Origin of the sequence: Pseudomonas fluorescens (genome assembly GCF_902497855.1) — a bacterium.
Classification (GTDB): domain Bacteria; phylum Pseudomonadota; class Gammaproteobacteria; order Pseudomonadales; family Pseudomonadaceae; genus Aquipseudomonas; species Aquipseudomonas fluorescens_BI.
In genome coordinates, this window is sequence record NZ_CABVHU010000006.1 from 310,685 (window position 1) to 334,123 (window position 23,439).

General features: G+C 56.7%; 21 protein-coding genes and 7 pseudogenes. 22 read left to right on the forward strand and 6 right to left on the reverse strand.

Features of this window, described 5'->3' with window-relative positions; genetic code table 11:
* Positions 1–54: 54 nt before the first annotated feature.
* The 5 genes and pseudogenes from F8N96_RS15070 to F8N96_RS15090 all read left to right on the forward strand — a co-directional run bounded on the left by F8N96_RS15070 (position 55) and on the right by F8N96_RS15090 (position 4,381).
* Complete coding sequence (locus F8N96_RS15070; protein ID WP_150798459.1) at positions 55–786, forward strand: GntR family transcriptional regulator; 732 nt, start codon at positions 55–57, stop codon at positions 784–786.
* A 140-nt stretch (positions 787–926) separates the two neighbouring features.
* On the forward strand, positions 927–2,216 hold the full coding sequence (locus F8N96_RS15075) for an MFS transporter (RefSeq protein ID WP_150798460.1): 1,290 nt from the start codon (positions 927–929) through the stop codon (positions 2,214–2,216).
* A gap of 28 nt (positions 2,217–2,244) precedes the next feature.
* Entirely contained in the window at positions 2,245–3,090 is an 846-nt protein-coding gene (locus F8N96_RS15080) for an amidohydrolase family protein (RefSeq protein WP_150798461.1), read from the forward strand.
* A gap of 180 nt (positions 3,091–3,270) precedes the next feature.
* Positions 3,271–3,672: a LysR substrate-binding domain-containing protein gene (locus F8N96_RS35865; protein WP_150798462.1), complete on the forward strand. Its 402-nt coding sequence runs from the start codon at positions 3,271–3,273 to the stop codon at positions 3,670–3,672.
* Positions 3,587–4,381: pseudogene (locus tag F8N96_RS15090) on the forward strand (LysR family transcriptional regulator). Before F8N96_RS35865 ends, F8N96_RS15090 begins: the two are co-directional and overlap by 86 nt.
* 357 nt (positions 4,382–4,738) lie before the next feature.
* Here the strand turns inward: F8N96_RS15090 and F8N96_RS15095 are convergent.
* From F8N96_RS15095 to F8N96_RS15105, 3 genes and pseudogenes are all read right to left on the reverse strand, one after another.
* Positions 4,739–6,193 carry a tyrosine-type recombinase/integrase gene (locus F8N96_RS15095; protein WP_150798463.1) on the reverse strand — a complete coding sequence of 485 codons (1,455 nt, stop codon included), beginning with the start codon at positions 6,191–6,193 and terminating at the stop codon, positions 4,739–4,741.
* A 283-nt stretch (positions 6,194–6,476) separates the two neighbouring features.
* Positions 6,477–7,010 (reverse strand): annotated as a pseudogene (locus F8N96_RS15100) (tyrosine-type recombinase/integrase); the annotation flags it as partial.
* 264 nt (positions 7,011–7,274) lie between these two features.
* The gene (locus F8N96_RS15105) at positions 7,275–7,634 is read right to left on the reverse strand and encodes a DUF6124 family protein (RefSeq protein ID WP_150798464.1); all 360 of its coding nucleotides are present in this window, start codon (positions 7,632–7,634) and stop codon (positions 7,275–7,277) included.
* A gap of 33 nt (positions 7,635–7,667) precedes the next feature.
* On the opposite strand from F8N96_RS15105, the pseudogene F8N96_RS15110 reads away from it, so the two are divergent.
* Positions 7,668–8,396 (forward strand): annotated as a pseudogene (locus tag F8N96_RS15110) (thiamine pyrophosphate-dependent enzyme); the annotation flags it as partial.
* Between the two features lie 305 nt (positions 8,397–8,701).
* On the opposite strand, the pseudogene F8N96_RS15115 reads toward F8N96_RS15110, so the two are convergent.
* Positions 8,702–9,178, reverse strand: a pseudogene (locus F8N96_RS15115) (substrate binding domain-containing protein); the annotation flags it as partial.
* Here F8N96_RS15115 and F8N96_RS15120 point away from each other — a divergent pair.
* The 7 genes and pseudogenes from F8N96_RS15120 to F8N96_RS15145 all read left to right on the forward strand — a co-directional run bounded on the left by F8N96_RS15120 (position 9,150) and on the right by F8N96_RS15145 (position 15,047).
* The gene (locus F8N96_RS15120) at positions 9,150–9,362 is read left to right on the forward strand and encodes an iron chelate uptake ABC transporter family permease subunit (protein WP_150798466.1); all 213 of its coding nucleotides are present in this window, start codon (positions 9,150–9,152) and stop codon (positions 9,360–9,362) included. The pseudogene F8N96_RS15115 and the gene F8N96_RS15120 overlap by 29 nt on opposite strands.
* Before the next feature lie 119 nt (positions 9,363–9,481).
* Complete coding sequence (locus F8N96_RS15125) at positions 9,482–10,432, forward strand: FecCD family ABC transporter permease (RefSeq protein WP_224794099.1); 951 nt, start codon at positions 9,482–9,484, stop codon at positions 10,430–10,432.
* The gene (locus tag F8N96_RS15130) at positions 10,429–11,295 is read left to right on the forward strand and encodes an ABC transporter ATP-binding protein (RefSeq protein ID WP_150798468.1); all 867 of its coding nucleotides are present in this window, start codon (positions 10,429–10,431) and stop codon (positions 11,293–11,295) included. The genes F8N96_RS15125 and F8N96_RS15130 overlap by 4 nt, the downstream gene beginning before the upstream one ends.
* A gap of 21 nt (positions 11,296–11,316) precedes the next feature.
* Positions 11,317–11,730: pseudogene (locus F8N96_RS15135) on the forward strand (tannase/feruloyl esterase family alpha/beta hydrolase); the annotation flags it as partial.
* A 333-nt stretch (positions 11,731–12,063) separates the two neighbouring features.
* Entirely contained in the window at positions 12,064–13,398 is a 1,335-nt protein-coding gene (locus F8N96_RS15140; protein ID WP_150798469.1) for an MFS transporter, read from the forward strand.
* Positions 13,399–13,441: 43 nt separating this feature from the next.
* The gene (locus F8N96_RS35060; protein ID WP_191635359.1) at positions 13,442–13,609 is read left to right on the forward strand and encodes a hypothetical protein; all 168 of its coding nucleotides are present in this window, start codon (positions 13,442–13,444) and stop codon (positions 13,607–13,609) included.
* A 190-nt stretch (positions 13,610–13,799) separates the two neighbouring features.
* Positions 13,800–15,047 carry an OprD family porin gene (locus tag F8N96_RS15145; RefSeq protein ID WP_150798470.1) on the forward strand — a complete coding sequence of 416 codons (1,248 nt, stop codon included), beginning with the start codon at positions 13,800–13,802 and terminating at the stop codon, positions 15,045–15,047.
* A gap of 9 nt (positions 15,048–15,056) precedes the next feature.
* Here the strand turns inward: F8N96_RS15145 and F8N96_RS15150 are convergent, their stop codons facing one another.
* A complete protein-coding gene (locus F8N96_RS15150; protein WP_150798471.1) occupies positions 15,057–16,256 on the reverse strand; it encodes a LysR family transcriptional regulator in 1,200 nt (399 codons plus the stop codon).
* Between the two features lie 234 nt (positions 16,257–16,490).
* Between F8N96_RS15150 and galB the strand changes: the two are divergent.
* The 8 genes and pseudogenes from galB to F8N96_RS15195 form a co-directional block, all read left to right on the forward strand.
* A pseudogene (galB, locus tag F8N96_RS15155) lies at positions 16,491–16,709 on the forward strand (4-oxalmesaconate hydratase); the annotation flags it as partial.
* Positions 16,710–16,718: 9 nt separating this feature from the next.
* Positions 16,719–17,408, forward strand: coding sequence for a 4-carboxy-4-hydroxy-2-oxoadipate aldolase/oxaloacetate decarboxylase (locus tag F8N96_RS15160; RefSeq protein ID WP_150798472.1), 690 nt, complete (start codon positions 16,719–16,721; stop codon positions 17,406–17,408).
* Positions 17,409–17,410: 2 nt separating this feature from the next.
* Positions 17,411–17,584 (forward strand): annotated as a pseudogene (locus F8N96_RS15165) (PrpF domain-containing protein); the annotation flags it as partial.
* A 218-nt stretch (positions 17,585–17,802) separates the two neighbouring features.
* A complete protein-coding gene (locus F8N96_RS15175; protein ID WP_150798473.1) occupies positions 17,803–18,342 on the forward strand; it encodes a DUF488 family protein in 540 nt (179 codons plus the stop codon).
* Between the two features lie 159 nt (positions 18,343–18,501).
* Positions 18,502–18,792 carry a hypothetical protein gene (locus tag F8N96_RS35405; protein ID WP_150798474.1) on the forward strand — a complete coding sequence of 97 codons (291 nt, stop codon included), beginning with the start codon at positions 18,502–18,504 and terminating at the stop codon, positions 18,790–18,792.
* A 158-nt stretch (positions 18,793–18,950) separates the two neighbouring features.
* Positions 18,951–19,475 carry a hypothetical protein gene (locus tag F8N96_RS15185; RefSeq protein ID WP_150798475.1) on the forward strand — a complete coding sequence of 175 codons (525 nt, stop codon included), beginning with the start codon at positions 18,951–18,953 and terminating at the stop codon, positions 19,473–19,475.
* The gene (locus F8N96_RS15190; protein WP_150787861.1) at positions 19,472–21,259 is read left to right on the forward strand and encodes a thiamine pyrophosphate-requiring protein; all 1,788 of its coding nucleotides are present in this window, start codon (positions 19,472–19,474) and stop codon (positions 21,257–21,259) included. The genes F8N96_RS15185 and F8N96_RS15190 overlap by 4 nt, the downstream gene beginning before the upstream one ends.
* 714 nt (positions 21,260–21,973) lie before the next feature.
* Positions 21,974–22,225, forward strand: a complete 252-nt coding sequence (locus F8N96_RS15195) for a DUF1652 domain-containing protein (protein ID WP_150798476.1) — start codon at positions 21,974–21,976, stop codon at positions 22,223–22,225.
* A gap of 34 nt (positions 22,226–22,259) precedes the next feature.
* On the opposite strand, the gene F8N96_RS15200 is transcribed toward F8N96_RS15195, so the two are convergent.
* Positions 22,260–22,670 carry a response regulator gene (locus F8N96_RS15200; RefSeq protein ID WP_150798477.1) on the reverse strand — a complete coding sequence of 137 codons (411 nt, stop codon included), beginning with the start codon at positions 22,668–22,670 and terminating at the stop codon, positions 22,260–22,262.
* A 59-nt stretch (positions 22,671–22,729) separates the two neighbouring features.
* Here F8N96_RS15200 and F8N96_RS15205 point away from each other — a divergent pair, with 59 nt between their 5' ends.
* Positions 22,730–22,957 carry a hypothetical protein gene (locus F8N96_RS15205; RefSeq protein ID WP_150798478.1) on the forward strand — a complete coding sequence of 76 codons (228 nt, stop codon included), beginning with the start codon at positions 22,730–22,732 and terminating at the stop codon, positions 22,955–22,957.
* Positions 22,958–23,439: the final 482 nt, after the last annotated feature.

Consider the following 23,439-nt stretch of genomic DNA (forward strand, 5'->3'; position numbering starts at 1 on the left):
AATACTCGCCTCAATATTCATATAGATGACTAGATAACAAGGTGAATAAAGTCAATGAATTCTCTCTCCAGTGATGTTCGCCTGCCACTTTACCAGCGCCTGCGTGACCACTTGGCTGAACAGATCGCCAACAATCGCTGGCGCCCGGGGGAGGCCATTCCCACCGAAGCCGCGCTTTCAGCGGAATACCAACTGTCCACCGGCACTGTGCGCAAAGCGGTCGACGCGTTGGTCAGTGAGGGCATTCTGGAGCGTCAGCAAGGTCGAGGCACTTTCATTCGCCGGCCTCAGTTTCAATCTTCGCTGTTCCGTTTCTTCCGTTTTCAAACCGCTGCCGGCGAACGCCAGGTACCGGAAAGTCGCATATTGTCGATCGAGCCAGTGGCCGCGCCGTCGGCGGTGGCCCAGGTTTTAGGACTGCCTGTCGACGCGCCGGTTATTCGCATTGTCCGAGTACGTCTGCTTGATGTTCAGCCGGTGCTCGCCGAAGAAATCTGGCTGCCGCGCAGCCGATTTCAGCGGCTGCTGGAGATCGACCTGAGTCGGAAAGGGCCGCTGCTTTATCCAATCTATGAAGAAGTCTGCGGTCAGGTCGTCGCCTCTGCCGAAGAAACGCTCACCGCCGAATCGGTGAGTGACGTGCATGCACGCTTGCTGCAAGTCCCGACCAACAGCCCGGTGGTGGTGATAGAGCGTCTGGCGCGCGATTACGCCGGAACGCCGCTGGAGTGGCGTCGCTCTCGCGGACATGCCGAGCACTTCCGCTACAGCGTGGATATTCGCTAACTCCATGCCTGGGTAGCGGATCACTCAGCGACGACTCTGTCGCCGCTGGTTTCGTTGTTTTGATTGCTATGACTGGCTGGCCTGGTAGCGGCGCGGTTCGCTCTCGGCTGCCTCATGTTCCACTTATAAGGATAAGAATCATGTTCAGCTGGTATCGCCAAGTCACTCCTCGGGAGCGCAAAACGTTTTGGGCCTGCTTCGGCGGATGGTCGCTCGATGCACTGGAAGTGCAAATGTTCGGACTGGCGATTCCGGCGTTGATCGCCGCTTTCGCCTTGACCAAGGGTGATGCGGGGCTGATCAGCGGTGTCACCCTGGTCACTTCGGCCATTGGCGGCTGGGTAGGGGGGACGTTGTCCGACCGGTACGGTCGGGTGCGCACGCTTCAGTGGATGATTTTGTGGTTCTCCGTCTTCACCTTTCTTTCAGCGTTTGTGGCGGGCTTCAACCAGCTCTTGATCGTGAAGGCGCTCCAGGGTTTCGGCATCGGGGGCGAGTGGGCTGCCGGTGCGGTACTGATGGCCGAAACCATCAATCCTAAATATCGCGGCAAGGTGATGGGCACCGTGCAAAGCGCCTGGGCCGTGGGTTGGGGGCTGGCCGTAGGGGTGTTTACGCTGATTTATTCCTTTGTGCCGCAGGACATGGCCTGGCGCGTGATGTTCCTGGTCGGATTACTGCCATCGTTCCTGATCATCTGGGTGCGTCGCAATGTTGAAGAACCCGACAGCTTCCAGCGGTTGCAAAAAGAAAAAGCCATCCCGCAAAGTTTCTTCAAATCCTTGTCTGGTATCTTCCGTCCCGAGCTGATCCGCGTGACGCTGTTCGGCGGTCTGTTGGGTCTGGGTGCGCACGGTGGATACCACGCGGTGATGACCTGGCTGCCGACATTCCTCAAGACTGAGCGCAACCTGTCCGTGCTGAACTCTGGCGGATACCTGGCGGTCATCATCTTTGCCTTCTGGTGCGGCTGCGTGGTCAGCGGTTTTCTGATCGATCGTATTGGCCGTCGCAAAAACATCGTGCTCTTTGCGCTGTGCTGTGTCGTCACCGTGCAGTGCTATGTGTTCCTGCCGCTGACCAATACCCAGATGCTGTTCCTGGGGTTCCCGCTCGGCTTCTTCGCGGCCGGCATTCCGGCGAGCCTCGGGGCGCTGTTCAACGAACTGTACCCGGCGGACGTGCGCGGCGCCGGTGTCGGATTCTGCTACAACTTTGGCCGGGTGCTCTCTGCTGTGTTCCCGTTCCTGGTGGGCCACATGAGCGACTCCATGTCCTTGGGTTCGGCGATTGGTATCGACGCCGGGATTGCCTATGGCGTGGCGGTGATCGCGGCACTTTGCCTGCCGGAAACCCGTGGACGTAGCCTCGAAGCCTCGAATGCATCGGTGCAAGCCACTCTCAACGGCAACGAGAGCGCCCGGGCCTGATGATCATTACCTTAGATAGATGAAATTCATGTCTGATACCTGTTTTGTGCCGATCACCGGCATCGACTCCCATGCTCATGTGTTCAGCAGCGGGCTGAACCTGGCCGCTGCTCGGCGCTATACTCCTGGCTACGACGCCACGCTTGAGCATTACCTCAAGCACCTGCAAACCCACGGCCTGAGTCATGGCGTGTTGGTGCAGCCGAGCTTTCTCGGCACCGACAATAGCTACCTGTTGGCGGCACTGCGGCAGGCGCCGGAGCAGTTGCGAGGGGTCGTGGTGCTGGAGCGAGACGTCAGCCGCGTCATGTTGAACGACATGGCTCGACTGGGTGTGGTCGGCGTTCGCTTGAACCTGATGGGCAAAGCCTTGCCTGACTTTCGCGACGCTGCCTGGAAAGACTTCTTCTGCCACATCGCTGAACTGGACTGGCATGTCGAGCTGCATCGTCACGTCGAGGATTTGCCGGCGCTGATTCGTCAACTGATCCCGTTCGACATCAAGCTCGTCATCGATCACTTCGGTCGTCCGGATGCGCGTTTGAGCCTGGATCAACCAGGCTTTCCCGAGATGCTGGAACTGGGACTAACCGGGCAGATCTGGATGAAGGTTTCCGGTATCTATCGTCTGGCAGGTACGCCGCAACAGAACCTGGAATTCGCTCGGATGGCATTGCCACTGCTGGAGCAGAGCTTCGGCATTCGCCGTTTGGTGTGGGGCAGCGACTGGCCGCATACGCAACATGAAGAAAACGTCGGTTTCGGTACGGTGATCGATCAACTGGAAGCACTGGAATGCTCGACGGAGCTTATGCGTGCGCTGCTAGTGGACTCGCCTCAAGTGTTATTCGGGTTTGAAGAACCACGGCCGTAGTCCTCGAGACTTTCGGGAAGTAAGGTGCTTTGGGTTCAGGGTGTGTAAAAACGCAGGCACCGTATTTCGCCAAGCGATCGGTCCAAATTCGACTTTGAGCCGTTGGGTAATGATCGCCTAGTCGTTGCAGTTCGTGCCGGCCATCCCTTGATTGAGTAACCATCCGCGTCGCTCGAAGAAATGGTTCTGCGGTGGCCTTGGCTACTTCAGCCGCTGGCTAGCCCAGGTAGAAAAGCATTTGATCGATGGTTGGCGGATGTAGATCTCTTACCACCTACCAACACCATCGAATGCTCGTCGATTTGGGCCATGTTGCAGTTGGTCCAACTGACTGATGCTGTCATGGTCCTCAGCGAAGCGGTCATTCATGATCATGTCCGTACGGGATTGGTGAAGGTGTTGGATGGCAATGTGATAGATGGCCTGGCTCCCTACGGAATCATTCTGCGCAAGGGTGCTCCGCGGAGTCGTGAGCTGCAGCATTTTTGGCACTGCGGTGGGCAAGTGCGTGTCTCGCTTAGAGAAACGTCTAGGCATAAAGCTACTGCACCGAACGACGCGCAAGCTGAGCTTGACCGGTGAAGGTGAAGCCTACTTGGCCAGTTGTTTGCGAGTGATGGACGAGCTAAGGGACACTGAAGATAGTTTGTCTACAGGGCTTGCCGAGCCCCGGGGGCGCCTGCGAATTGATCTTCCTGCCGCGTTCGGACGGCGACACATTGCCCCGTTGTTGATTGGCCTGTCGCGGCATTACGCGCAACTTGATCTGACCGTCGACATGATTGGTGAAGGCATTGAGCTGGCGGTACGCATAGGCGACTTGAAGGACGATCCAGAACTGGTCGCCCGTAAGCTGGGTGAGCAGCATCTGGTCATCTGTGCTTCTACTTGCGCAGAAACTCACCGGTTCTAGAGAAGTCGGATGCTGGAACACGATTGCATCATCGCCTGGCGCAAGGGGGGGCGTGCCGCCTGGCTGCTCAAGGGGCCTAAAGGTCTTGTTGAACAGCAAGAAATCCGGGTTCGGCATGAGTTCGGCGACGGCGAAATAATGCTCCAGGCGACCTTGGATGGCTGTGACTTGTCGCAGTTGCCCTCCTGGCTAGTTGATGACCATTTACGCAGTGGTGCGTTGGTGACAGTTCTGGATCGCTATGCCGGAGCGAGGATGCCGATCCATGTCATCTGGCCGCGCACGCGCTATATCCAGCCCAAGGTACGAATGATCATTGATGCATTGTTGACGATAACGGCGGCGCAGGCGGAGTTGTTTCTGTCCAACCACGCTTGATATCAAATTTGTGAATCGTTTTTAGGAAGACGACGTTTTTTAAAACTCGCGATCAGATGCCGCCGTTGGCAAATGCTACAGATGTTGTCTGTTTTCGACCGAGGTCGTGTGAAAACGATTTAGAGCAGGTTCGACGGTCAGAATCAGCACGAATATCACGTTCCCATCTAAGTTTCAGGTCTGCTGGCTAATCCAGCGCCGGCATATTTTACGTAGTAACTCAGACTTCAAATCGGTACCTGCGTTTTTACATGGCCTGGACCCAAATGTGTCCGTGAGCACCAGCAAGAACTGGACATCACTGGACCTTCGTGTCCGTCTACGAAAGCATTTTCAATTCAGTATCGAAGAACTGACCTATGGAGCGGGCAGTGATCCAGTGGCAGAGTAGGCTGGAAAAGACATCATCGACTCAGCCGGTGGATGCTCGTAGGTCGAGGACAGCACCGCACTGAGTCGATCGCCCAACAGCTTCCAAGCACGTTTCTTTTCTTCGGCATAATCGTGATGCAGGTAGTGGCGTCTCACCCGAGAGCCGGCCAGTACATGATTTTGGCAGCGATCAATGACGTCCAGGCTAACGCCTAAGGCTTGCATCATGGTCGCCCCCGTACGGCGCAGGTCATGCGGCGTCCAGTCGCCGTTTTGGCCGTCGGCAAGGACTAGGGTATCGTCATGGCACCGTCTGGAGAGGGCCTTGCGATTTTTGAACCGGGCCTGGCGGTCACCCACCTGTTTGCTCACCACTTTCACATCCACATGCCCATCATCCAGCTTGTTCGGAAAGCACCATTGCGAGTCGCCCGTCAGGATTTTGAGTTCCTCAAAGAAATGCAGGGCGAAGGGGGAGAGGAAGACATGGTGGTCTTGTTTTTTGCCACGGGTGCCTTTGACATTTTCGCTGGGGAGGAACCAGGTCTGCTGGTCTAGATCGACATTTTTCCATTCGGCCTGCAGCAACTCGCCAATCCGGCACAAGGTGCCCAAGCTGATCCAGAGCGCGAGTTGGGTTTCCTTCTTTAACGGCCGTATGCCGTCGTATTTTTGCCCAGCGGGTAGGGCGTTGTAATCTTGGGTCATTTGTAGGAAGCGGTTATGCAGTTCCAGCAACTCAGCGGGCGAAAGAATGCGGCTTCTTTCTGCCTCGTAGTCGGCAGGGATCAGAGGGGAGATGTCGACTAGCTCCGTTGGATCGCCCTCGACCAGTAAGGCCCGCCAGGGCTGGCGCTTTCTGGCCCAGCTGAACATCTGAGTGAGGTCGGCGAAGAAGCTGATCGCTTGCCGGTGAGCGCCGCGGTTGACCACGGTGCGGATCAGCGCCCGAACATCGTGTTCGGAGACGCTGCTCACTGCGGTCTTGCCGAGTGCCGGAAAAAGGTCTTTGTTAAAACGGCGCTGCAATTCAGCATTGCCATCTTTGCGCGCCACGCCATCCAACAGCCACGCCTTGGCCAAATCCTGGACGGTCAGCGTTTTCACCTTCGTCGCTTTTACTTGGTCAGCCTCTACGTTAGCAGCGGCGTATGCCTGTGCCTTGGCGGTTTTCTTTTGCTCGTTGGGATTGATTTGCTCATCGATGAGCGCCCGGGCCTGGTTGCGTGCTTTACGGATGTCCGTGAGGGATTTGCGCGGCCATGACCCGCAGGAGTACTCTTTGTTCTGGTCGCCCCACCGATACCGATAGAAAAAGCTGACCGACACACCGTCCTTGCGCACCGAAATTCGACCGGCCAGATTGCCGTCCTCCCTGAGGATTTTGCCGGCATCGTTGGCGGTCAGTGACTCAAGTTCTTTGATGGTGATTTTGGCCATGGAACGGACTCCCCCTACTTTTACCCCCACAAAAACGTCGGCTCTTGATGGACATTACTGGACTCTCGTAGAGCAGAACACCGCTGGAGCTCAAGTAAATACTAGCTTAGAAAAATCCAGAGTAAAATTTTGGAAGCTATCAAGAAGTATGAAAAAGGAGATGGGGTGCTAGGGGTCGAGTGTTCGAATCACTCCGTCCCGACCATTATTCCTGAGTAAAATCAGGCACTTAAGCCGATCATCTAGATCGGCTTTTTTGTGTCTGCGCAAAACTGGCGCAAAACTACCCGGTGATTTCGCTGATATTCAGGTCCGGAATTGCCTCGGACCAGACGATTTCTTCGTGGTCCCGCTGGTAGTTTTTGGTCATGCCTTCGCTCGCATGTCCAGCGATCTTCTGCCCATCCTTTCCGGCTTTCTTGTACAGATGCAGCGACAACGCCCGCACTTCATGAAAGCCCGGCATCTCTTCTTCCTTCCATCCCTTGTAGCATTCCGCCGCCTCCCGGGCGTCCTTGAACGCTCGAGTCAACTACCTCTCCTCAACCTTCGTCCAGTGGTCCTTGTTCTGCGCCTGCTTCTGTTTCAGGCGATCGGGCTTGCGGTGCACCAGGTACGGGGAAGCGATATCGTCCCGGCACCGGGTGATGACTGCCTGAAACTCCGGTGTGACTCGAAAACGAATCCATGCCGCGTCGCTAGCCTTCGATGTTTTCTTCTGCACCACATAAAGATATCCCTCTCGAACCCCATCGAACCGCATGTCGAGGATATCCGTTCGCCGCTGGGCGGTGATGAGGGCCAGGTCGATTGCGTTCGGAAAAGGTGCCAAAAGGTGACGGATCTATTTTTTCGGAAGGGTGACAGACAAAAATGTGGCGTACGTATGTTCAGCCCGGCGGAAAAAGGTATTGCCCTAAAATAAAATCGTCCTTTTGGTTAGTCCCTTCGTTCAGCCCCTCATTCGGTTCGCGAGCGAAGCCTGGGTGCCGCGGCTACCCGTCATAGGGTTTTGCAGCGGTCCTAGAAAGAGACCGCTGCGGCCCAAAGAGCTTACTCATTCGACCTCAGTCAACCCCACTTACTTGGGTGGATCGATCTTATCAAGCACCCGGTTCGCCGTAATTTCGGCCAGCATGATGCTATTGGAAATGCCCAACAAGGCGTGACGCGACCCACCGTCCAGATGATCCACCAGGTGATGAACCATCACATCAACCGAGGCCAGCGTTTCGACCAGATAAACCACGAGGGTTTCGGTCGTAGCCTCTGGGTCTACGGTTAACAGGGTGCTGGGTGTACGCGGCGTGGCTTTGATATCGGCAATTGACGGAACGTGAAAATAGACAGCCTGCTCGGCAGCCTCGTTGGACGTGTTTGCATCGGATTTGTGCAGGGACGCCGGATCGGCGTCGGGGGGATTGGGTGAAGGCTTCTTCATATGCTGAGTTTCCTGATTGAGTGCCAACCCACGCAGGTCGAAGTAATCGGTGATATCGCCAATGCTGTCTGGCAGATCGGCGAGGCTCTCAATGAAACTTCGCATTGGGACTTTACCCGGATGATGACGATCCGTGAGGCCAATGAGGCGCAAATTATTGAGGGTGCTGACGACAACCGTTTTCCAATCTACCCGCAGAGGTTGGTCGCTGACATCCGTGGTGATTTGCCGTCCGAGGGTATCGTCGCCCTGGACAACCAGATCTACAAACTCTGGTTTGCCCGTAACTACAAGGCCCACAAACCCAACACAGTGCTGCTCGACAATGCCCTCGCAACTATGGGGGCGGGTCTGCCGTCGGCTATGGCTGCTCACCTTGTCTATCCAGATCGACCGGTTATGTCGGTGTGTGGCGATGGCGGCTTCATGATGAACAGCCAGGAACTGGAAACTGCGGTTCGCATGACGATGAATCTCACGGTAGTGATCCTGCGTGACGATGGCTACGGCATGATTCGTTGGAAGCAGTCGAACATGGGCTTCGCCGATTTCGGCCTGGACTACGGTAATCCTGACTTCGTTCTTTATGCGAAAGCCTACGGTGCCGAAGGTCATCGCGTAGAAAGCGCTGAGGGTCTGCGCCCATTGCTTGAGCACTGCATCAACACCCCAGGTGCGCACGTAATCGACCGTCCTGTCGATTACTCGGAAAACGACCGCATCCTCAATGTTGAACTGCGAGAGCGAAGCTTGTCCATCTGAGTCACCGGTGCATCAGCCCACCTGTAAGCTGACTGCAAGTCACGCTCCTGGGAAGGGCTACACACAACGCAACGACCTACCTTTTTGTGTCCTGGTTATGCAACGCTTCACCCAATACAGTCTGCATTCGAAATCGTGATTGCTGCGTGGAATAGGACAGCGTAGCAAAGGTCTGAATCAGTTGGGCACGGTTTCGACGCTGTTGAGTCTTGGCTGACCAAGTGAGTTTGGTTTGAGTACAAAAGGGCCCTGCGAGTGCCCTTTTTTGTGGACGAAAATTCACACCGTGTATCCACATCCATGGTTTACGCGTTGTAAGAGTTTTCTGAAGACCAGCGATTTTCCAGTTGCTCAACCAGGTAATCCATAAGAGCTTTGACCTTTGGTGTGAACGCAGCGCGTTCTTGGACGCAGGCATAGATATCCAAGGGTTCAGCGTAGGGGTAACTGGATCTTGAATCATATTCAAACAGCGGAACCAGGTGGCCACTTTCGATATAGGGCGCCGCCACGAACTCTGCCAAGCGGGTGATCCCCGCCCCGTTGATTGCCATTTGCGCTAGGGCATCGACATCGTTACTGATAGTGGTTGCATTGATTGCCGCGTCGTACTGGTGCCCATCCTTGATAAAACTCCAACGCAAAAAACGTCCATCTAGCGGATAGCGAAATGCAAGGCAGGCATGCTGCAGGAGATCATCGGGGGAGGAGGGCCTGCCAGCACGTTTCAGGTAGTCGGCTGAGGCGCACACGATGAATGGAACAGAGGCAATCTTGCGGGGCAGCGACATTCGCAAGACACTTTGGTTAAGCCTGCTGCTTGGCCCCTCAGTGCTGCTGGGGGCCGATATCGTCTCACGCCTGTTGGTACGCCCTTATGAATTGCCCATCGGGGTCGTCACCGCTTTCATTGGCGCGCCTGTACTCATAGCAACGGTGCGCGCCCAGCGTCTGCCGATCCTATGAAAGCAATGTTCGTACGCCGGCCCACACATACGGCTCCCGCCGGTTTCTGGCTGTTGCGCCTGGGCCCCTGGACTCAGTTGGTATCGCGCCGTTCGTTTGGTGCGGGAGTACTTCTGTTGATGCTACTAGCATGTGCCTGCCTGGTCTCACTGACCTTTGGTGGCAGTCGGCCAATACCTGTCAAGGACGTGCTGCTCGTCCTGGCAGGCCAGGGAGATGCCGTCAGCCGGTTGCTGGTCAATACGCTTCGAATGCCGCGGATACTCGCGGCTGTGTTGACCGGTGCCGCCTTGGGCGCCGCTGGCTGCCTGATGCAAACCTTAGCGTGCAATCGACTGGCTACTCCTGGAATTGTCGGTTTGGACAATGGCGCCACGGCCTTTGCCGTGGCGTCTATCGTGGCAGTGTCCACCACCATGATGCCTTCGGTGCTGGCCTTGTCAGGAGCGGCGACCGCGGCTGTCCTGACGTTTGCCCTGGCATCTGGCTCGGGTTCACGCGGCTACCGTTTCATCGTTACGGGGATCGGCGTCGGCGCGATGTTCAGCGCACTGACCAATCTCATGCTCTCCCAGGCTCCGATAGACGCGGCCAATCGCGCCTATCCATGGACGGTAGGCAGCCTGAATGGAACCTCACCCGGAGCCAACACGGCACTCGCGGCAGGACTGCTCCTTGGCCTACCTTGGGCCTGCCTATTGGGTCGCCAACTGGCTGCGATGGGTTTTTCGGAACGGGTGTCCATCAGCCTGGGCGTACGTCTGGGCGCATTGCGCCTGACGACTTTGGCGGTGACCGTGTGGCTCACCGCGTTGGGCGTAGCGGTAGCAGGCCCGGTTGGCCTGGTGGCGCTGATCGCGCCGGAGATAGCGCGTTATCTTGCCAGGCAGCGGGGTGTTCCGGTGTTGAACTCGGCCTGGAGCGGGGCGCTGCTGATGGTGGTCGCCGACTGGGCAGGTCGCAATATCCTGTCACCCATAGAGGTGCCTGTCGGCATCGTGATGGCCATCATTGGCGGCCCTTATCTGATATGGATTGTTCTGCGCCAACCTGATCGGAGAGTCCGATGAACCGTTTCGAATCGCCGTGCCCCGGCGCCGCCATGGCCACTCTGCAAACGCGCGATCTGTATCTCGGGTACGGGCGACGCATGGTGGTCAATGGCCTGGATCTGCACATTCCGCAAGGGCAGGTGACGGTCATCGTCGGCCCCAATGGCTGTGGCAAATCCACTTTGCTCGCTGGCCTGGCGCGTCTCAATAAGCCACGCAGTGGCGCCGTCCTGCTCAATGGTCAGCCAATCGGCTCATTAGCCACCCGCGACGTAGCCCGGTTATTGGCATTGCTACCTCAGGACGCGAGTGCGCCGGAGGGGATTACCGTGAATGAGCTCATCCGGTTTGGCCGTCAACCGCATCAGGGCTTGATGCGCCAGTGGAGCGCCCAGGATCAACTGATCGTCGAGAGTGCCTTGCAGGCCGCGAACCTTGTCGAGTTGGCAGACCGTGCACTCGAATCGATGTCCGGTGGGCAGCGACAACGCGCCTGGATGGCGATGGCGATCGCTCAGGACACGCCTTTGTTGTTGCTGGACGAGCCCACTTCAGCGCTGGATCTGGGGCATCAGATAGAAGTCTTTGAACTCGTTCGCCAGCTGAGCCATGCCGGCAAGACGGTGGTAATGGTGCTGCATGATCTTTCCAGCGCTTGCCGATATGCAGACCATCTGGTGGCCATGAAGGCGGGTCGCATCGTGATTGAGGGCGCTCCCGACACAGTCGTGACTTCTGCGCTCATTGAAGAGCTCTATGGCGTGAGCTGCATGCTGGTGAAGTGCCCCCGGACGGGCGCGCCGGTTATCACTGCAGTTGAACCCTTGCCCCGTGAACGACAGAGGCAGCCATGTCGAACGAAGGTCGTTGCAGGCGTTTGAAACGCCTGAACAGAAAAGTCCGCTTCCACCGACATGGGGCATCAGGGCAACAGTGCCGACTTCGGTAACGACCCGCAGAAACGCGCGGACTTCGCCTACCGCGCCGTACACCTTACCGCCGTCGCGGCGAAGAAGCTGATCCGCCATTACTACGGCCAACCCCAGGCGTATGCCTATTTCACCGGTTGCTCGGACGGCGGACGCTAGGCCCTGATGGAGGCGCAACGTTATCCGGACGATTTCAATGGCGTCATTGCCGGCGCAGCGGCACTCAATTTTCAGGTGCAAAATGCGCTGCACCATGCGTGGCTGGCACGCGCGAACGAGGGGGCGAGCCTGCAAACCTCCCGCAACCATCCGTGCGAAGTGCGGCTTCGGTACTTCAAGGCTTCGCCCTCGTCCCGCCATTCGCGCGATCGCACATGTGATACCTAGAGCCAAGAACAAAGAGCGCCTGTTTGTGTCACGCGCTCTAGAGCGCCTGTTGAGTGAGGATGATAAAGGCACCAGAAGAGTTAGCAGCCCCGGATACATCCAAAACTTCCGCCAGAGCCGGCCGCGGTGAAAACGATATGAGACGTCTGTTATCGCGCGATGATTACGCCATCCATGCATTCCCGATAAGAAAAACCGATGCCTGCTTAAAGAATTCCCAGAGGCGCAACGGACACGTGCGGCTTTAGAGTCATGCCCAGTATTCGACTGAGGGAAAGGTCTGTCCATTCCCTAGCCCGTTGGATTGTCTACAAAAATAAGAAGGTGAAAAGCATGAGTCACGAAACGGTCGATATCAAAGCGTGGATCGACAACCGTCCGGTTGCCGGCTATCAGTGGCTCATCATGAGCCTGTGTTTCTTCATTGTGCTGTTCGATGGTTTTGACGTCGCGGTCATGGGTTTTATCGCGCCTTCGCTGATTCAGGAGTGGGGTCTGTCCAAAGCGGCCTTTGGGCCGGTGATGAGTGCCGGTATGGTCGGTTTGGCAATTGGCGCCCTGACGGCCGGCCCTTACGCCGACCGTCTGGGGCGCAAAAAAGTGCTGCTGTTCGCCGTGACCGGTTTCAGCGTGTTGAGCCTGGCCTGTGCGTTCGCCCGCAATCCCTACGAATTGGCGGCCTTGCGTTTGTTGACTGGAGTGGCCTTGGGCGCAGCGCTACCCAATACCACCACGTTGTTGTCCGAGTACCTGCCAGAGCGCAACCGGTCGCTTTTCATTACCATTATGTTCACCGGTTTCAACATGGGGTCGGGGTTGGGCGGTTTTTTGGCTGCCTGGTTGATTCCACAGCACGGCTGGCAATCAGTGCTGCTGGCGGGTGGCATCCTGCCGCTAGTGTTGTTGCCATTCCTTTGGTTGCTGTTGCCCGAGTCTGCACGTTTTCTTGCAAGTAGAAATGCTCCCGCCAGCCAGATTGCCAAAGTGCTGAATAAACTGGGTGGCACCTTCTCGTCCACCACGAAATTCACCATGACCGAACCAAAGGCCCAGCTCAAGGCGCCTGTTCGCATGCTGTTCAGCGAGGGCTACCGGTTCGGCACCGTTGCGCTGTGGACGACCTACTTCATGGGGTTGCTGGTGATCTACCTGACCATGGGCTGGATGCCGACGCTGTTGCGCGAAGGTGGCCTGTCCATTGAGCGGGCGGCGACTATCACCGGCCTGTTCCAGATCGGTGGCACGGTCGGCGCGATTGTGGTCGGTTGGGCGATGGATCGGCGCAATCCCAACCGCGTGATTGCCACGGCTTATGCGATGGGTGGCGCGTTCATTCTGCTGTTGGGCGCATTCAGTTTGGAGTCGAGTCTGTTGGCATTCGGCGTCGTCGCGGCAGGTTTCTGCATGAGCGGTGCGCAGACCGGACTCAACGCCTTTGCTCCGGGCTGCTACCCAACTGATTTTCGCGCCACGGGTGTGAGCTGGATGCTGGGCATCGGTCGTTTCGGGGCTATCTTTGGTTCTCTCATCGGTGGTGCTGTGCTCAGCCTCGGCTTGGGGCTACCGTTGCTGTTCACCCTGTTGAGCGTGCCTGCCTTCATCGCAGCAGTGGCAATCATGGCCAATGGTCATGCTCGGCGCCGGGTCAACCGCGTGGTAGTGGCGTAACAATATTTCTTCGAACCCAGGAATTTAGAATCAGGACAGGGAGGTGCCCGTCGAAGTCACGACGCGTCACTTGCAGCATATGCAGCATATGCAGCATATGCAGCATATGCAGCATCAGTTGGCCGGTATCGAAAAGCTCGAAGGCACCTATCCGTTCACCTTGGAGCGCAGTGCCAAGGGCTATCGCCTGAACAAGTTCCTGAGTTTATGAAGACCCGCAACCAACAGGTGCTCTACTCGGTGGCGGGCAAAACCTCTCGCTGATCATTCGGGGCGACCGCTCCGCCAGTTCTCGGCGACCCTGCCTGGGTCGCCATTACCCATTTTTCGTTTGATCTCACTGTGCCCGGCAAATAAGGGCGCAGGGCACTCCTTTAGCCAAAAATCGGAAAACAATAACAATGAAAATCACCGTTAATCGTCGAATCGCTTGCTCGCTGGCCGTTGCTTGCGCGGCACCTCTGGAAATTCAGGCTGCAAGTTTTATAGAAGACGCCAGCGCGAACCTGAACCTGCGTAACTTCTATATCAATCGCAACTTTACCAATCCGGCATACCCACAAGGCAAGGCCGAAGAGTGGACGCAGAACTTTATTCTCGATGCTCGTTCCGGTTTCACCCAGGGTACGGTGGGATTTGGCGTGGATGTGTTGGGACTCTATTCGGTCAAGCTTGATGGCGGGCAGGGCACAGCTGGTACGCAGCTGTTGCCGATCAATAGCGATGGGCGTCCTGTCGATGATTTCGGCCGTCTGGCGGTTGCCGGGAAAATGAAAGTGGGCAAAACCGAACTGAAGGTCGGTGAGTGGATGCCGGTATTGCCTATCCTGCGTTCCGACGATGGCCGCTCGCTGCCGCAAACTTTCCAAGGCGGTCAGATCACCTCACAGGATATCAACGGCCTGACTCTATACGGCGGCCAGTTCCGGCAGAACAGCCCGCGTAACGACTCGAGCATGGACGACATGTTCATGCAAGGCGAAACCGCGTTCACGTCCGATCGCTTCAACTTCGTCGGCGGTGAATACAGCTTCAACGACAAGCACACCATGATCGGCCTGTGGAATGCCGAGCTCAAGGACATATATCAGCAACAGTATCTGCAACTGGTACACAGTCAACCGCTCGGCGCCTGGACGCTGGGTGCAAACCTGGGTTACTTCTGGGGTAGCGAGGACGGCAGTGCCCGGGCCGGCGACCTGGACAACCGCACCGCCTCAGCGCTGCTCTCAGCCAAGTACGGTGGTAACACCTTCTATGTCGGCCTGCAAAAGCTCACGGGTGATGATGCGTGGATGCGGGTCAACGGCACCAGTGGTGGCACGCTGGCCAATGACAGCTACAACAACAGCTACGACAACGCCCGGGAGAAGTCCTGGCAACTGCGCCACGACTACAATTTTGTCGCCTTGGGTATTCCCGGGCTGACCTTGATGAACCGCTACATCAGCGGCGATAACGTACACACCGCGACTGTTAGCAACGGCAAGGAGTGGGGCCGGGAGTCGGAACTGGCCTACACCGTGCAGAGCGGCATTTTCAAGAACCTCAATCTGCGCCTGCGCAACTCCAGTATCCGCCGCGACTACAGCAGCAACGAGTTTGACGAAAACCGCCTGATCGTCAGCTATCCTTTCAGTCTGCTCTGACTGCAGGGCTTACTGCTCGAGGATCACCCGGCGAATCATGTCCATCAGCGCTTGCGCCACCGGAGAGTGCAGGCAGCCGTTGCGATAAGTCAGGCCGATGGCGCGGGTGGTCTGTTGCAGCGTCAGCGGCAGGATGCACAACTCACCGGAGGCAATCTCCTGTTCCAACTGGTGGGCGGACACTGCCGCGAGCATGTCCGAACGCAGCAACAGGCCTCGGATGATCGCCATGTCGCCGCTTTCCACCCTCGGGCGGGGAGGTGCGATACCGAATCGGGCGAAGCACTCATCGAGCATTTGCCTGGCGGGGGATCCTGCCCGAGGCAGCACCCATTGGGCGGCGCCGAGTTCGTCGTGCAGGGCGGTTTTCGAATACAGCGGGTGATCACGCCGCGCCACCACGACCATATCCTCCGTGAGCAACACTTCACCGGTCAGGTCGCTGGCATAGGCCTGGGATCGCAGGGCGCCAAAAATGAAGTCGACATCGCCGGCTCGCAACTCAGTCGCCAGCAGATCGAATGGGCTTTCGTTGGTGATCACTTGCGTCGACGGGTGTTCGGCCATCAAGCGCAGGATGGCTTCGGGCAAGATACGCGTACGTCCCAGGGGCAGGGCACCGACATGTACCACGCCTTGCAGGGCACCGCGCATGGCGGTGATATCGGTCTCGATATGGCGTAACTCGTTCAGCGCCCGGCGGATTGGGAACAGGATTTCATTGCAGGCACGGGTCGGTTGCAATCCGCGAGGCGTACGCTCGAACAATGATTGGCCACAGCCATTTTCCATGACCTTGATGGTCGAGCTGATCGCCGGCTGGCTCAGACCCAGCAGGTTGGCAACTGTCTGCATATGATGGGTTTCACAGAGTTTGACGAACACCTCCAAACGCCTGTTCTGAAACAGGTACAGCGGTTCGACAGCACGTTTTTCCCCGCTGCCCAATAATCGCGGCACGCTTTCCAGTTCGGCCAGCACCCGCCGCGCCCGAGGCAATAGCCGTGCGCCGTAATCAGTCAGGCGCATACCGTTGGCGTGGCGTTCGAACAACGGCACACCCAGCCGGGCCTCCAGCTCGGAAATCGATCGGGTCACCACCGATTGGGCCCGATACAAGGCTACCGAAGCTTTGGAAACGCTGCCATGGTCGGCGACCCGGACGAAGGCTCGCACGTGCATCAGGCTGGGAAGTTCATCGGATTCCATGGCAAGCGTACTCTGGGGATCAATGTTCGAGCCTGACTATGCATCGCCTGTTTGGCCACAGGCAATAAAAAAAAAGCATACCTCGAACACTGTAACGCATTACTCCCTCAGTGGATCGCGGTGCGAGGCTCTTTCGAAACGCAGGAGGAGAAACCGCAATGATCGAATCACCAAAAAATGCGCTGGTCGTCAGTGCCCACTCTGCCGATTTTGTCTGGCGTGCCGGCGGAGCCATCGCTGTTTCGTCTCGCCGATGTGTTCCGTCGAGTCCAGCCTGAGTTTGTCCTCAGTCACTCTTTGAAAGACCCGTACAACTACGATCATCCGCTGGCCATGAACCTCACCCAGGATGCGCGCATCATCGCCCAGGCTGAAGGCTACAAACCGGGTGAGAAAATTGTCGGCGCACCACCGGTGTACAGCTTCGAAGCGCATCAGCCCGAGCAATGCGAGTAAACCGGCATCGTCGTGCGCAACATTGCCCGGGCCGAGCGGGCGCTGGTCGATGAGCTGCAACGCTACGGTGTCGCGACGATTCATGAAGCGCAGGGCCGCAAAGGTCTGCTGTCGCCTTCGATCCGCCCCATTCAGCGGGACACCGTGATCAGCGGTTCGGCGGTGACGGTACTGGTCGCACCGGGTGACAACTGGATGTTCCATGTGGCCGTGGAGCAGTGCCGTCCAGGCGATATTCTGGTGGTCGCTCCGAGCTCCCCCTGCACCGACGGCTACTTCGGCGACCTGCTGGCGACCTCGCTCAAGGCCCATGGCGTGCGCGCACTGGTCATCGACGCCGGCGTGCGCGACACCCATACATTGCGCGAGATGGGCTTTCCGGTCTGGTCTCGGGCGATCAGCGCGCAAGGCACGATCAAGGAGACCCTGGGCTCGGTCAACCTGCCGCTGGTGTGTAGCGGGCAACTGGTCAATCCCGGTGATGTGGTGGTGGCGGATGACGATGGCGTGGTGATTGTGCGGCGTGCCGAGGTTGCGCAAGTGCTCGAGGCCAGCCGTCGGCGTGCCGATCTGGAAGAGCACAACGCGCTGCGACTGGCCAAGGGTGAGTTGGGGCTGGACATCTACAACATGCGTGGCTGTCTGGCGGAGAAAGGCTTGAGGTACGTCGACAGCCTTGACGAACTCGAAGATTGAAAATGACTCAGACTCGCATACCTTGCCTTTTGATGCGCGGTGGAACATCGAAAGGTGCGTACTTTCTGGCCAAGGATTTGCCTGGCCAGGAGGCATCAAGAGATCAGGTATTGCTGGCGGTCATGGGTTCGCCGGACAAGCGGCAAATCGATGGGAGCGGTGGCGGCAATCCATTGCTGGCTCCATCTACTCGGTACTGATGTGACGAATCGCATTGCGAAGATGCGGGTGACACACCGACGCACACGCAAGATGGCAAAGCTGTTGAGCATCCCGTTGTCAGAGCGCAGGTGCTGATGGAAACCACTGATTTGCCTATCGAATGTATTGCAAGCGAGGCAGGTTTTAGAACGTCCTTATCGCATTTCTGTTTCTGACCAATGAGGAGGAGGCGATGTACAGGGTCATTTTCACTGTGGGTCATTCGACCAAGCCAATCGACGTCTTCGTCCGGATGTTGCAGAGCTTTGATGTTAACGCTGTGGTAGATATTCGCACTGTGCCACGCTCCCGCACGAATCCTCAATACAACTTGGATGTGCTATCCGAACTGCTGGCCCAATCCGACATCTCGCATTACCAAAGTGCAGATCTAGGTGGGTTACGCAAGAATTCGAAAACCGTCCCAGAGGAAATCAATGCGTTCTGGGATAATCAAAGCTTTCATAACTATGCTGACTATGCTGACTATGCTTTCTCGGACGAGTTAGATGCAGGTTTATGCCAGTTGTTGAAGCTGAGCGATACCAAGCGCTGCGCCATCATGTGCTCCGAGGCCGTATGGTGGCGATGCGACCGTCGTATTGTTGCCGACTCCCTGCTGATCCGAGGGGTGGAAGTGTTCCACATAATGGACATTAGCAAATCTACGAGGGCGACACTCAATCCATCCGCCGAAGCATCAGGCATAAAACTTTCATACCCTAAAAAATAAAAGAAGGCTTAAAACCTATGCAAAATTAACCGCTGCGTACAAGAATCGCGGCCAGTTATCCGATTTGGAAATCGCTCTCTCGATTACACGTTGCGTCATCACGTCTGTGGTCTATGGTGTGTTTCTGGGTGTAAGACTAAAGACGTAGGAGGGCGTAGCATGCGAATTCGCGGGGATGTGTTTTGGCAATGGGCTGATCCGGCGCTTCACCACCGGACACACGACGAGACGTTGGACGATGGCACGATTATCGACGTCCAAGTGAGGCTGTCGCCCGCAGGAAACACGCTAATGTTCATCGGAGTTTATGCAGCGAGCGGCATGGCCTTGCATGAAGAGGCAGTTGATTCCAGACCAGGTGAATCAATGACTCGGGCTTTAGCGTGGGGGGTGGGATGTGCAAGACGAGTCGCGATCGGACTTAAACCTAGCCTGAGGAATGTGGCCTAGACCATTTAGCTGCAGCTTGGTTGGGGCGCGCTACCCAATAGAGCGCCAAGGTCGAGAACAATCCGTCTGATCCCAAGCTGCATACCCCGAAATAAGACCAAGGGCACGCGGTAATTGTCCTACCGCTGTCAGATCGGACAACCACATCGGCGCTCCAAATGAGCGTTGTTCCAAAAGATTCGATAAACTTTGATCGAGCCACACATGCATTTTCAGCCTCACTGGGCTCATCCGACCTGCAAGCGCCCGAGTCTGCCTTCGTTGGTTTCACCATGCTTCTGGGTGAATACGATTGCAGCCTGCGCAACATTGTCGCCATCATCGACCCTCAGTCCGCTGCCGCCGTGCCTCAGTTGCTGTTGAAACCGCAGGTATCCGAGCAGATCCGTTTGCAGCACCTGCTCGTGTGCTTCAAGCGGTGTTTCGCGACTGTGACCGTGGTGTTGTTGGGCGTGTTGGTTGCCTGGACGGCGACTCTGGACACTCGCTACGCACAACGGCTTTCAAATCCCTTGGTGTGGATGCCGGCCATGACGCTGCTGGTTGCACTGCTGATCGAGTTGATCGTGACTGACATCCGGCAGAACTTCGATCTGCACCCGAGTGTCCAGACCCTTACACGTTCCGACGGGATGTTCTGTCGGAGATGCTCGATGCACGGGATGAAGGCGAGGACGACATGACGACAACAGTTGGCGATTTTCTGATTGAACGGCTTAGCGAATGGGGTGTGACCCGGATCTTTGGTTATCCAGGGGACGGCATCAATGGCGTGTTCGGAGCGTTGAGCCGTGCCAAGGGAAAGATTGAATTCGTTCAGGCCAGGCATGAAGAAATGGCTGCCTTCATGGCGTCGGCGCATGCCAAGTTCACCGGTGAGTTGGGCGTGTGCATTGCCACCTCGGGCCCTGGCGCATCGCACCTGATCACGGGGCTTTATGACGCCCGGATGGATCACATGCCTGTGTTGGCCATCGTCGGCCAGCAGGCGCGCACGGCGCTGGGCAGCCATTACCAGCAAGAACTCGATTTGTTGTCGATGTTCAAGGATGTCGCCGGAGCCTTTGTCCAGCAGGCTTCGGCACCGGCGCAAGTACGACACTTGATCGACCGCGCGGTGCGCACCGCCATCGGCGAGCGGCGCGTCACGGCAATCATTCTGCCCAATGATGTGCAAGATCTTGAGTATGAGGCGCCGGCCCGCGCCCATGGCACCGCGCATTCGGGCGTCGGTTACAGCAAGCCTAGAGTAGTGCCTTACGAGGCGGATCTGCAGCGAGCAGCAGACGTTTTGAATGCGGGTGAAAAGGTCGCGATACTGGTCGGCGCTGGCGCGTTGCAAGCCACCGATCAAGTGATTGCGGTGGCGGAAAAGCTTGGCGCCGGTGTGGCGAAGGCCTTGCTCGGTAAAGCAGCACTGCCCGACGATTTACCGTGGGTCACCGGCAGTATCGGTTTGCTCGGCACCGAGCCCAGTTACAAGCTGATGACCGAATGCGACACCTTGCTGATGATCGGCTCGGGCTTCCCGTATTCCGAGTTCTTGCCCAAAGAAGGGCAGGCGCGCGGCGTGCAGATCGACTTGCAACCGGACATGCTCAGCTTGCGTTATCCCATGGAGGTCAACCTGGTGGGCGATGCTGCAGAAACACTTGCCGCATTGCTGCCGTTGCTCGAACAGAAAACCGAGCGCAAATGGCGGAAAAAAGTCGAAGGCTGGCGCGGTAGTTGGGAGAAGACCCTGGAAAAACGCGCCATGGTCAAAGCCAAACCGATCAATCCGCAACGGGTGGTCTACGAGCTGTCACCTCGCTTGCCGGAGCGGGCGATCATCACCAGCGACTCCGGTTCGTGCGCCAACTGGTATGCCCGCGATCTGAAAATTCGTCGCGGCATGAAGTGCTCGCTTTCCGGCGGATTGGCCTCAATGGGCGCAGCGGTGCCCTATGCGATTGCGGCGAAGTTTGCGTTTCCCGAACGCACGGTGATTGCGCTGGTGGGTGACGGGGCCATGCAGATGAATAACATGGCCGAATTGATCACCGTCGCCAAATACTGGCCCCAGTGGCAAAGCCCGAAATGGATCTGCGCGGTGTTCAACAACGAAGATCTCAATCAGGTCACCTGGGAGCAACGGGTTATGGAGGGTGATCCCAAGTTCGAAGCGTCGCAAAGCATCCCGGACGTGCCGTACCACCTGTTCGCCATTTCAATCGGGCTGAAAGGGATTTTCGTCGACCGCGAGGAGGACGTTGCCGCCGCCTGGGAACAGGCGCTGGCCTCGGATGTTCCGGTGCTGATCGAGTTCAAGACCGACCCCAACGTTCCGCCGTTGCCGCCACACATCAAGCTCGAACAGGCCAGGAAGTTTGCCACGACTTTGCTCAAGGGTGACCCGAACGAAGCCGGGGTGATCGTGCAAACCGCCAAGCAGGTATTGGGCGCGGTGCTACCGCACAAGAAGTAAGAGGTGCCTGACATTGAGTCGATGCATATCAGCCTGATGTCTGCATAACGCGCGATTCCAGGTCATCAGGGGAAGGTTCAATGCACAAAATTATCAGTGCACACGATTTGAAGATTCGTTGGTGGATAGGGCTTCCGTACCTGGCGTGATGAGTGTGATGGCGACGTCGCAATCAATGCTTTTCACCATTGAGCCGAAAAGCGTGTCATGGAGCAAGTTCAAGCATGCAGGGGGTGTCCTAGCAATGGCCAGTGCGCAAAGGATGTGAAGGGCTCACGCGCTGACTCCCCCTGTTCGCTAGACGGTATAACGGATGCTGAAGGTGCCGAACGTCGTAGCCAAGCGGTTTTGCCATCTTTGACGAAGACAGACGCTGCGTTTGAAGACTACCTATTTGAGTCGTCTCGAGAACGAGTACGAGCGGTTCAACATGACACCGCTGTTCGCCACGAATTTCAGAAACGTGATGAAGCACTCAATATGGAGACGAGAGTTTCCTTAAAATGGAACGGTGTGCTTCTGAATGACGTCAATCAAACCTACTCCTTGTCAATGAGCTTCGATTGTCCAACAAACTCTTCGCAGCAATTCACGTCGGTCTGAGTCTTGTCTGGCTTACGTGCGTTGCAAGCATATGCTATTCAATTCTTCACTAATGCCTAAAGCACTACGGAGGTGGTTGGCGGCATCCGAAAATCTGCGCTGCTCGCCTAATTGACCAGGGGCCGACATATCATTGAGAGCGGTTTATTACCTTGCTCCTGCACCTGCACCGTGAACCCCAAAGGGGCGCTTTTGATCAAAATGATTGAGCCATCCTCGGGCCGTGTAGAGCTGTTTGTCCCAGGCGTATTGGCATCGGAACTCACGTCCAGTCGGGCGATCTCGAATTTGATCAGCGAACTCAGAATTGAAATGGCGGCTCGCCAAAACGCTCTGTGCGTGAGCGCGACGGTGAATGGTTGACACGCAGTATCAGAGCCCACCAGGTCACGTTGACTCAAGTTTTGCGGAGGGGGTGATCAGGCTGCAGAAGGGACGCCACTGCGATCACCAGATCGTCCAGTGACCAAGGTTTGTGCAGATAGGTGGTTGATGGCGGTACTGTTGTGGGATCTATCAGATACCCTGATGTCAGAATTGCACCGATGTACGGCCATCGACCCCTTACCATCTCGATGAATTCGATACCTTGGATTTGCCCCGGAACACTCTGGTCTGCGATCACCAGACGGCACTGATCATGCCCCTCCAACAGATAGGTCAACGCATCATCAGCAGTGTCGAACGCTACTGCTTTTGCGCCTATCTCCACCACGATATCCACCATCAGCGACCGCAATGTCGGGTCGTCTTCGATGACGATAATCTCTCCTTGAATCGGCAATATCCCTTCCCAGTTGACGTTCACTCATCGATTCCTTAGCCGGGCCCAATGTGCCGACATTTGTAACGTAGGACTCTGAGTCTATGCCCAATTTCGAGATGCGCGACCCTGAAAACAATTCGTTTGATGTCTCAAGTCAACGTTTGGCTGGTTGCGGTAAAGGAGAGGGTGCGTCGTTGCCGTTGCCCAGCACGCCACCCGATTCTGAAATGATCGTGACCGCCTGTCATTGGAGTTGGGGGAATTGGACGTCACCACCCGCAACAATCAGACAAGGTTACCTGGATGGCCGCCCGAATGATGAAGCGTAAAAATCGCCCATGCAGCGCCGAGGTTTCCGAAAGACAAGGTGGCGACGGCGGGGACATCAGGGAAAGTGCGCATATGCGCTGAACGGAGCTAGCAAGGATAATTTAGAAAGGTGTTCTGCCAATGTGATAGCGCGCTGGTGTGCCGTCGCGGGCCATTGCGCTAGCTGGCGCTATTCATCGGATTTACAGGAACGTTCCTTGCTGTAGTGGCCCGTAGCCGCTAATAGTTAGTAGTTAGAGTGGCTCGACGGTGAACTCGAAGAGGATGTGAGATGGCCTTCAGATTCGGTGTTGTTCCTGCGTTACCCACGGATACGGAATCCATGCGCAACGGAACGCGCTCTTACTGTAAAACGTAACCGTCCGGGCAACACACCTTCCTGACACCGTCGCTTGAGGCGATGGTGTCCACCTAAATTTAAGTGGACACCATTTTTAGCCTTTTTAAGCGGACGCCTATGCCACAAGAACGCCGTTCCTAT

Coding starts and splice junctions, on each gene's coding strand:
- F8N96_RS15105 (WP_150798464.1), bottom strand. CDS start 7,634: ATGAAGAAGCCTTCACCCAATCCCCCCGACGCCGATCCGGCGTCCCTG.
- F8N96_RS15080 (WP_150798461.1), top strand. CDS start 2,245: ATGTCTGATACCTGTTTTGTGCCGATCACCGGCATCGACTCCCATGCT.
- F8N96_RS35405 (WP_150798474.1), top strand. CDS start 18,502: ATGCGAATTCGCGGGGATGTGTTTTGGCAATGGGCTGATCCGGCGCTT.
- F8N96_RS15070 (WP_150798459.1), top strand. CDS start 55: ATGAATTCTCTCTCCAGTGATGTTCGCCTGCCACTTTACCAGCGCCTG.
- F8N96_RS15095 (WP_150798463.1), bottom strand. CDS start 6,193: ATGGCCAAAATCACCATCAAAGAACTTGAGTCACTGACCGCCAACGAT.
- F8N96_RS15130 (WP_150798468.1), top strand. CDS start 10,429: ATGAACCGTTTCGAATCGCCGTGCCCCGGCGCCGCCATGGCCACTCTG.
- F8N96_RS15125 (WP_224794099.1), top strand. CDS start 9,482: ATGCTACTAGCATGTGCCTGCCTGGTCTCACTGACCTTTGGTGGCAGT.
- F8N96_RS15190 (WP_150787861.1), top strand. CDS start 19,472: ATGACGACAACAGTTGGCGATTTTCTGATTGAACGGCTTAGCGAATGG.
- F8N96_RS15075 (WP_150798460.1), top strand. CDS start 927: ATGTTCAGCTGGTATCGCCAAGTCACTCCTCGGGAGCGCAAAACGTTT.
- F8N96_RS15145 (WP_150798470.1), top strand. CDS start 13,800: ATGAAAATCACCGTTAATCGTCGAATCGCTTGCTCGCTGGCCGTTGCT.
- F8N96_RS15185 (WP_150798475.1), top strand. CDS start 18,951: ATGAGCGTTGTTCCAAAAGATTCGATAAACTTTGATCGAGCCACACAT.
- F8N96_RS15205 (WP_150798478.1), top strand. CDS start 22,730: ATGCCCAATTTCGAGATGCGCGACCCTGAAAACAATTCGTTTGATGTC.
- F8N96_RS15140 (WP_150798469.1), top strand. CDS start 12,064: ATGAGTCACGAAACGGTCGATATCAAAGCGTGGATCGACAACCGTCCG.
- F8N96_RS15150 (WP_150798471.1), bottom strand. CDS start 16,256: ATGGAATCCGATGAACTTCCCAGCCTGATGCACGTGCGAGCCTTCGTC.
- F8N96_RS15175 (WP_150798473.1), top strand. CDS start 17,803: ATGTACAGGGTCATTTTCACTGTGGGTCATTCGACCAAGCCAATCGAC.
- F8N96_RS15120 (WP_150798466.1), top strand. CDS start 9,150: ATGAATGGAACAGAGGCAATCTTGCGGGGCAGCGACATTCGCAAGACA.
- F8N96_RS35865 (WP_150798462.1), top strand. CDS start 3,271: ATGGTTCTGCGGTGGCCTTGGCTACTTCAGCCGCTGGCTAGCCCAGGT.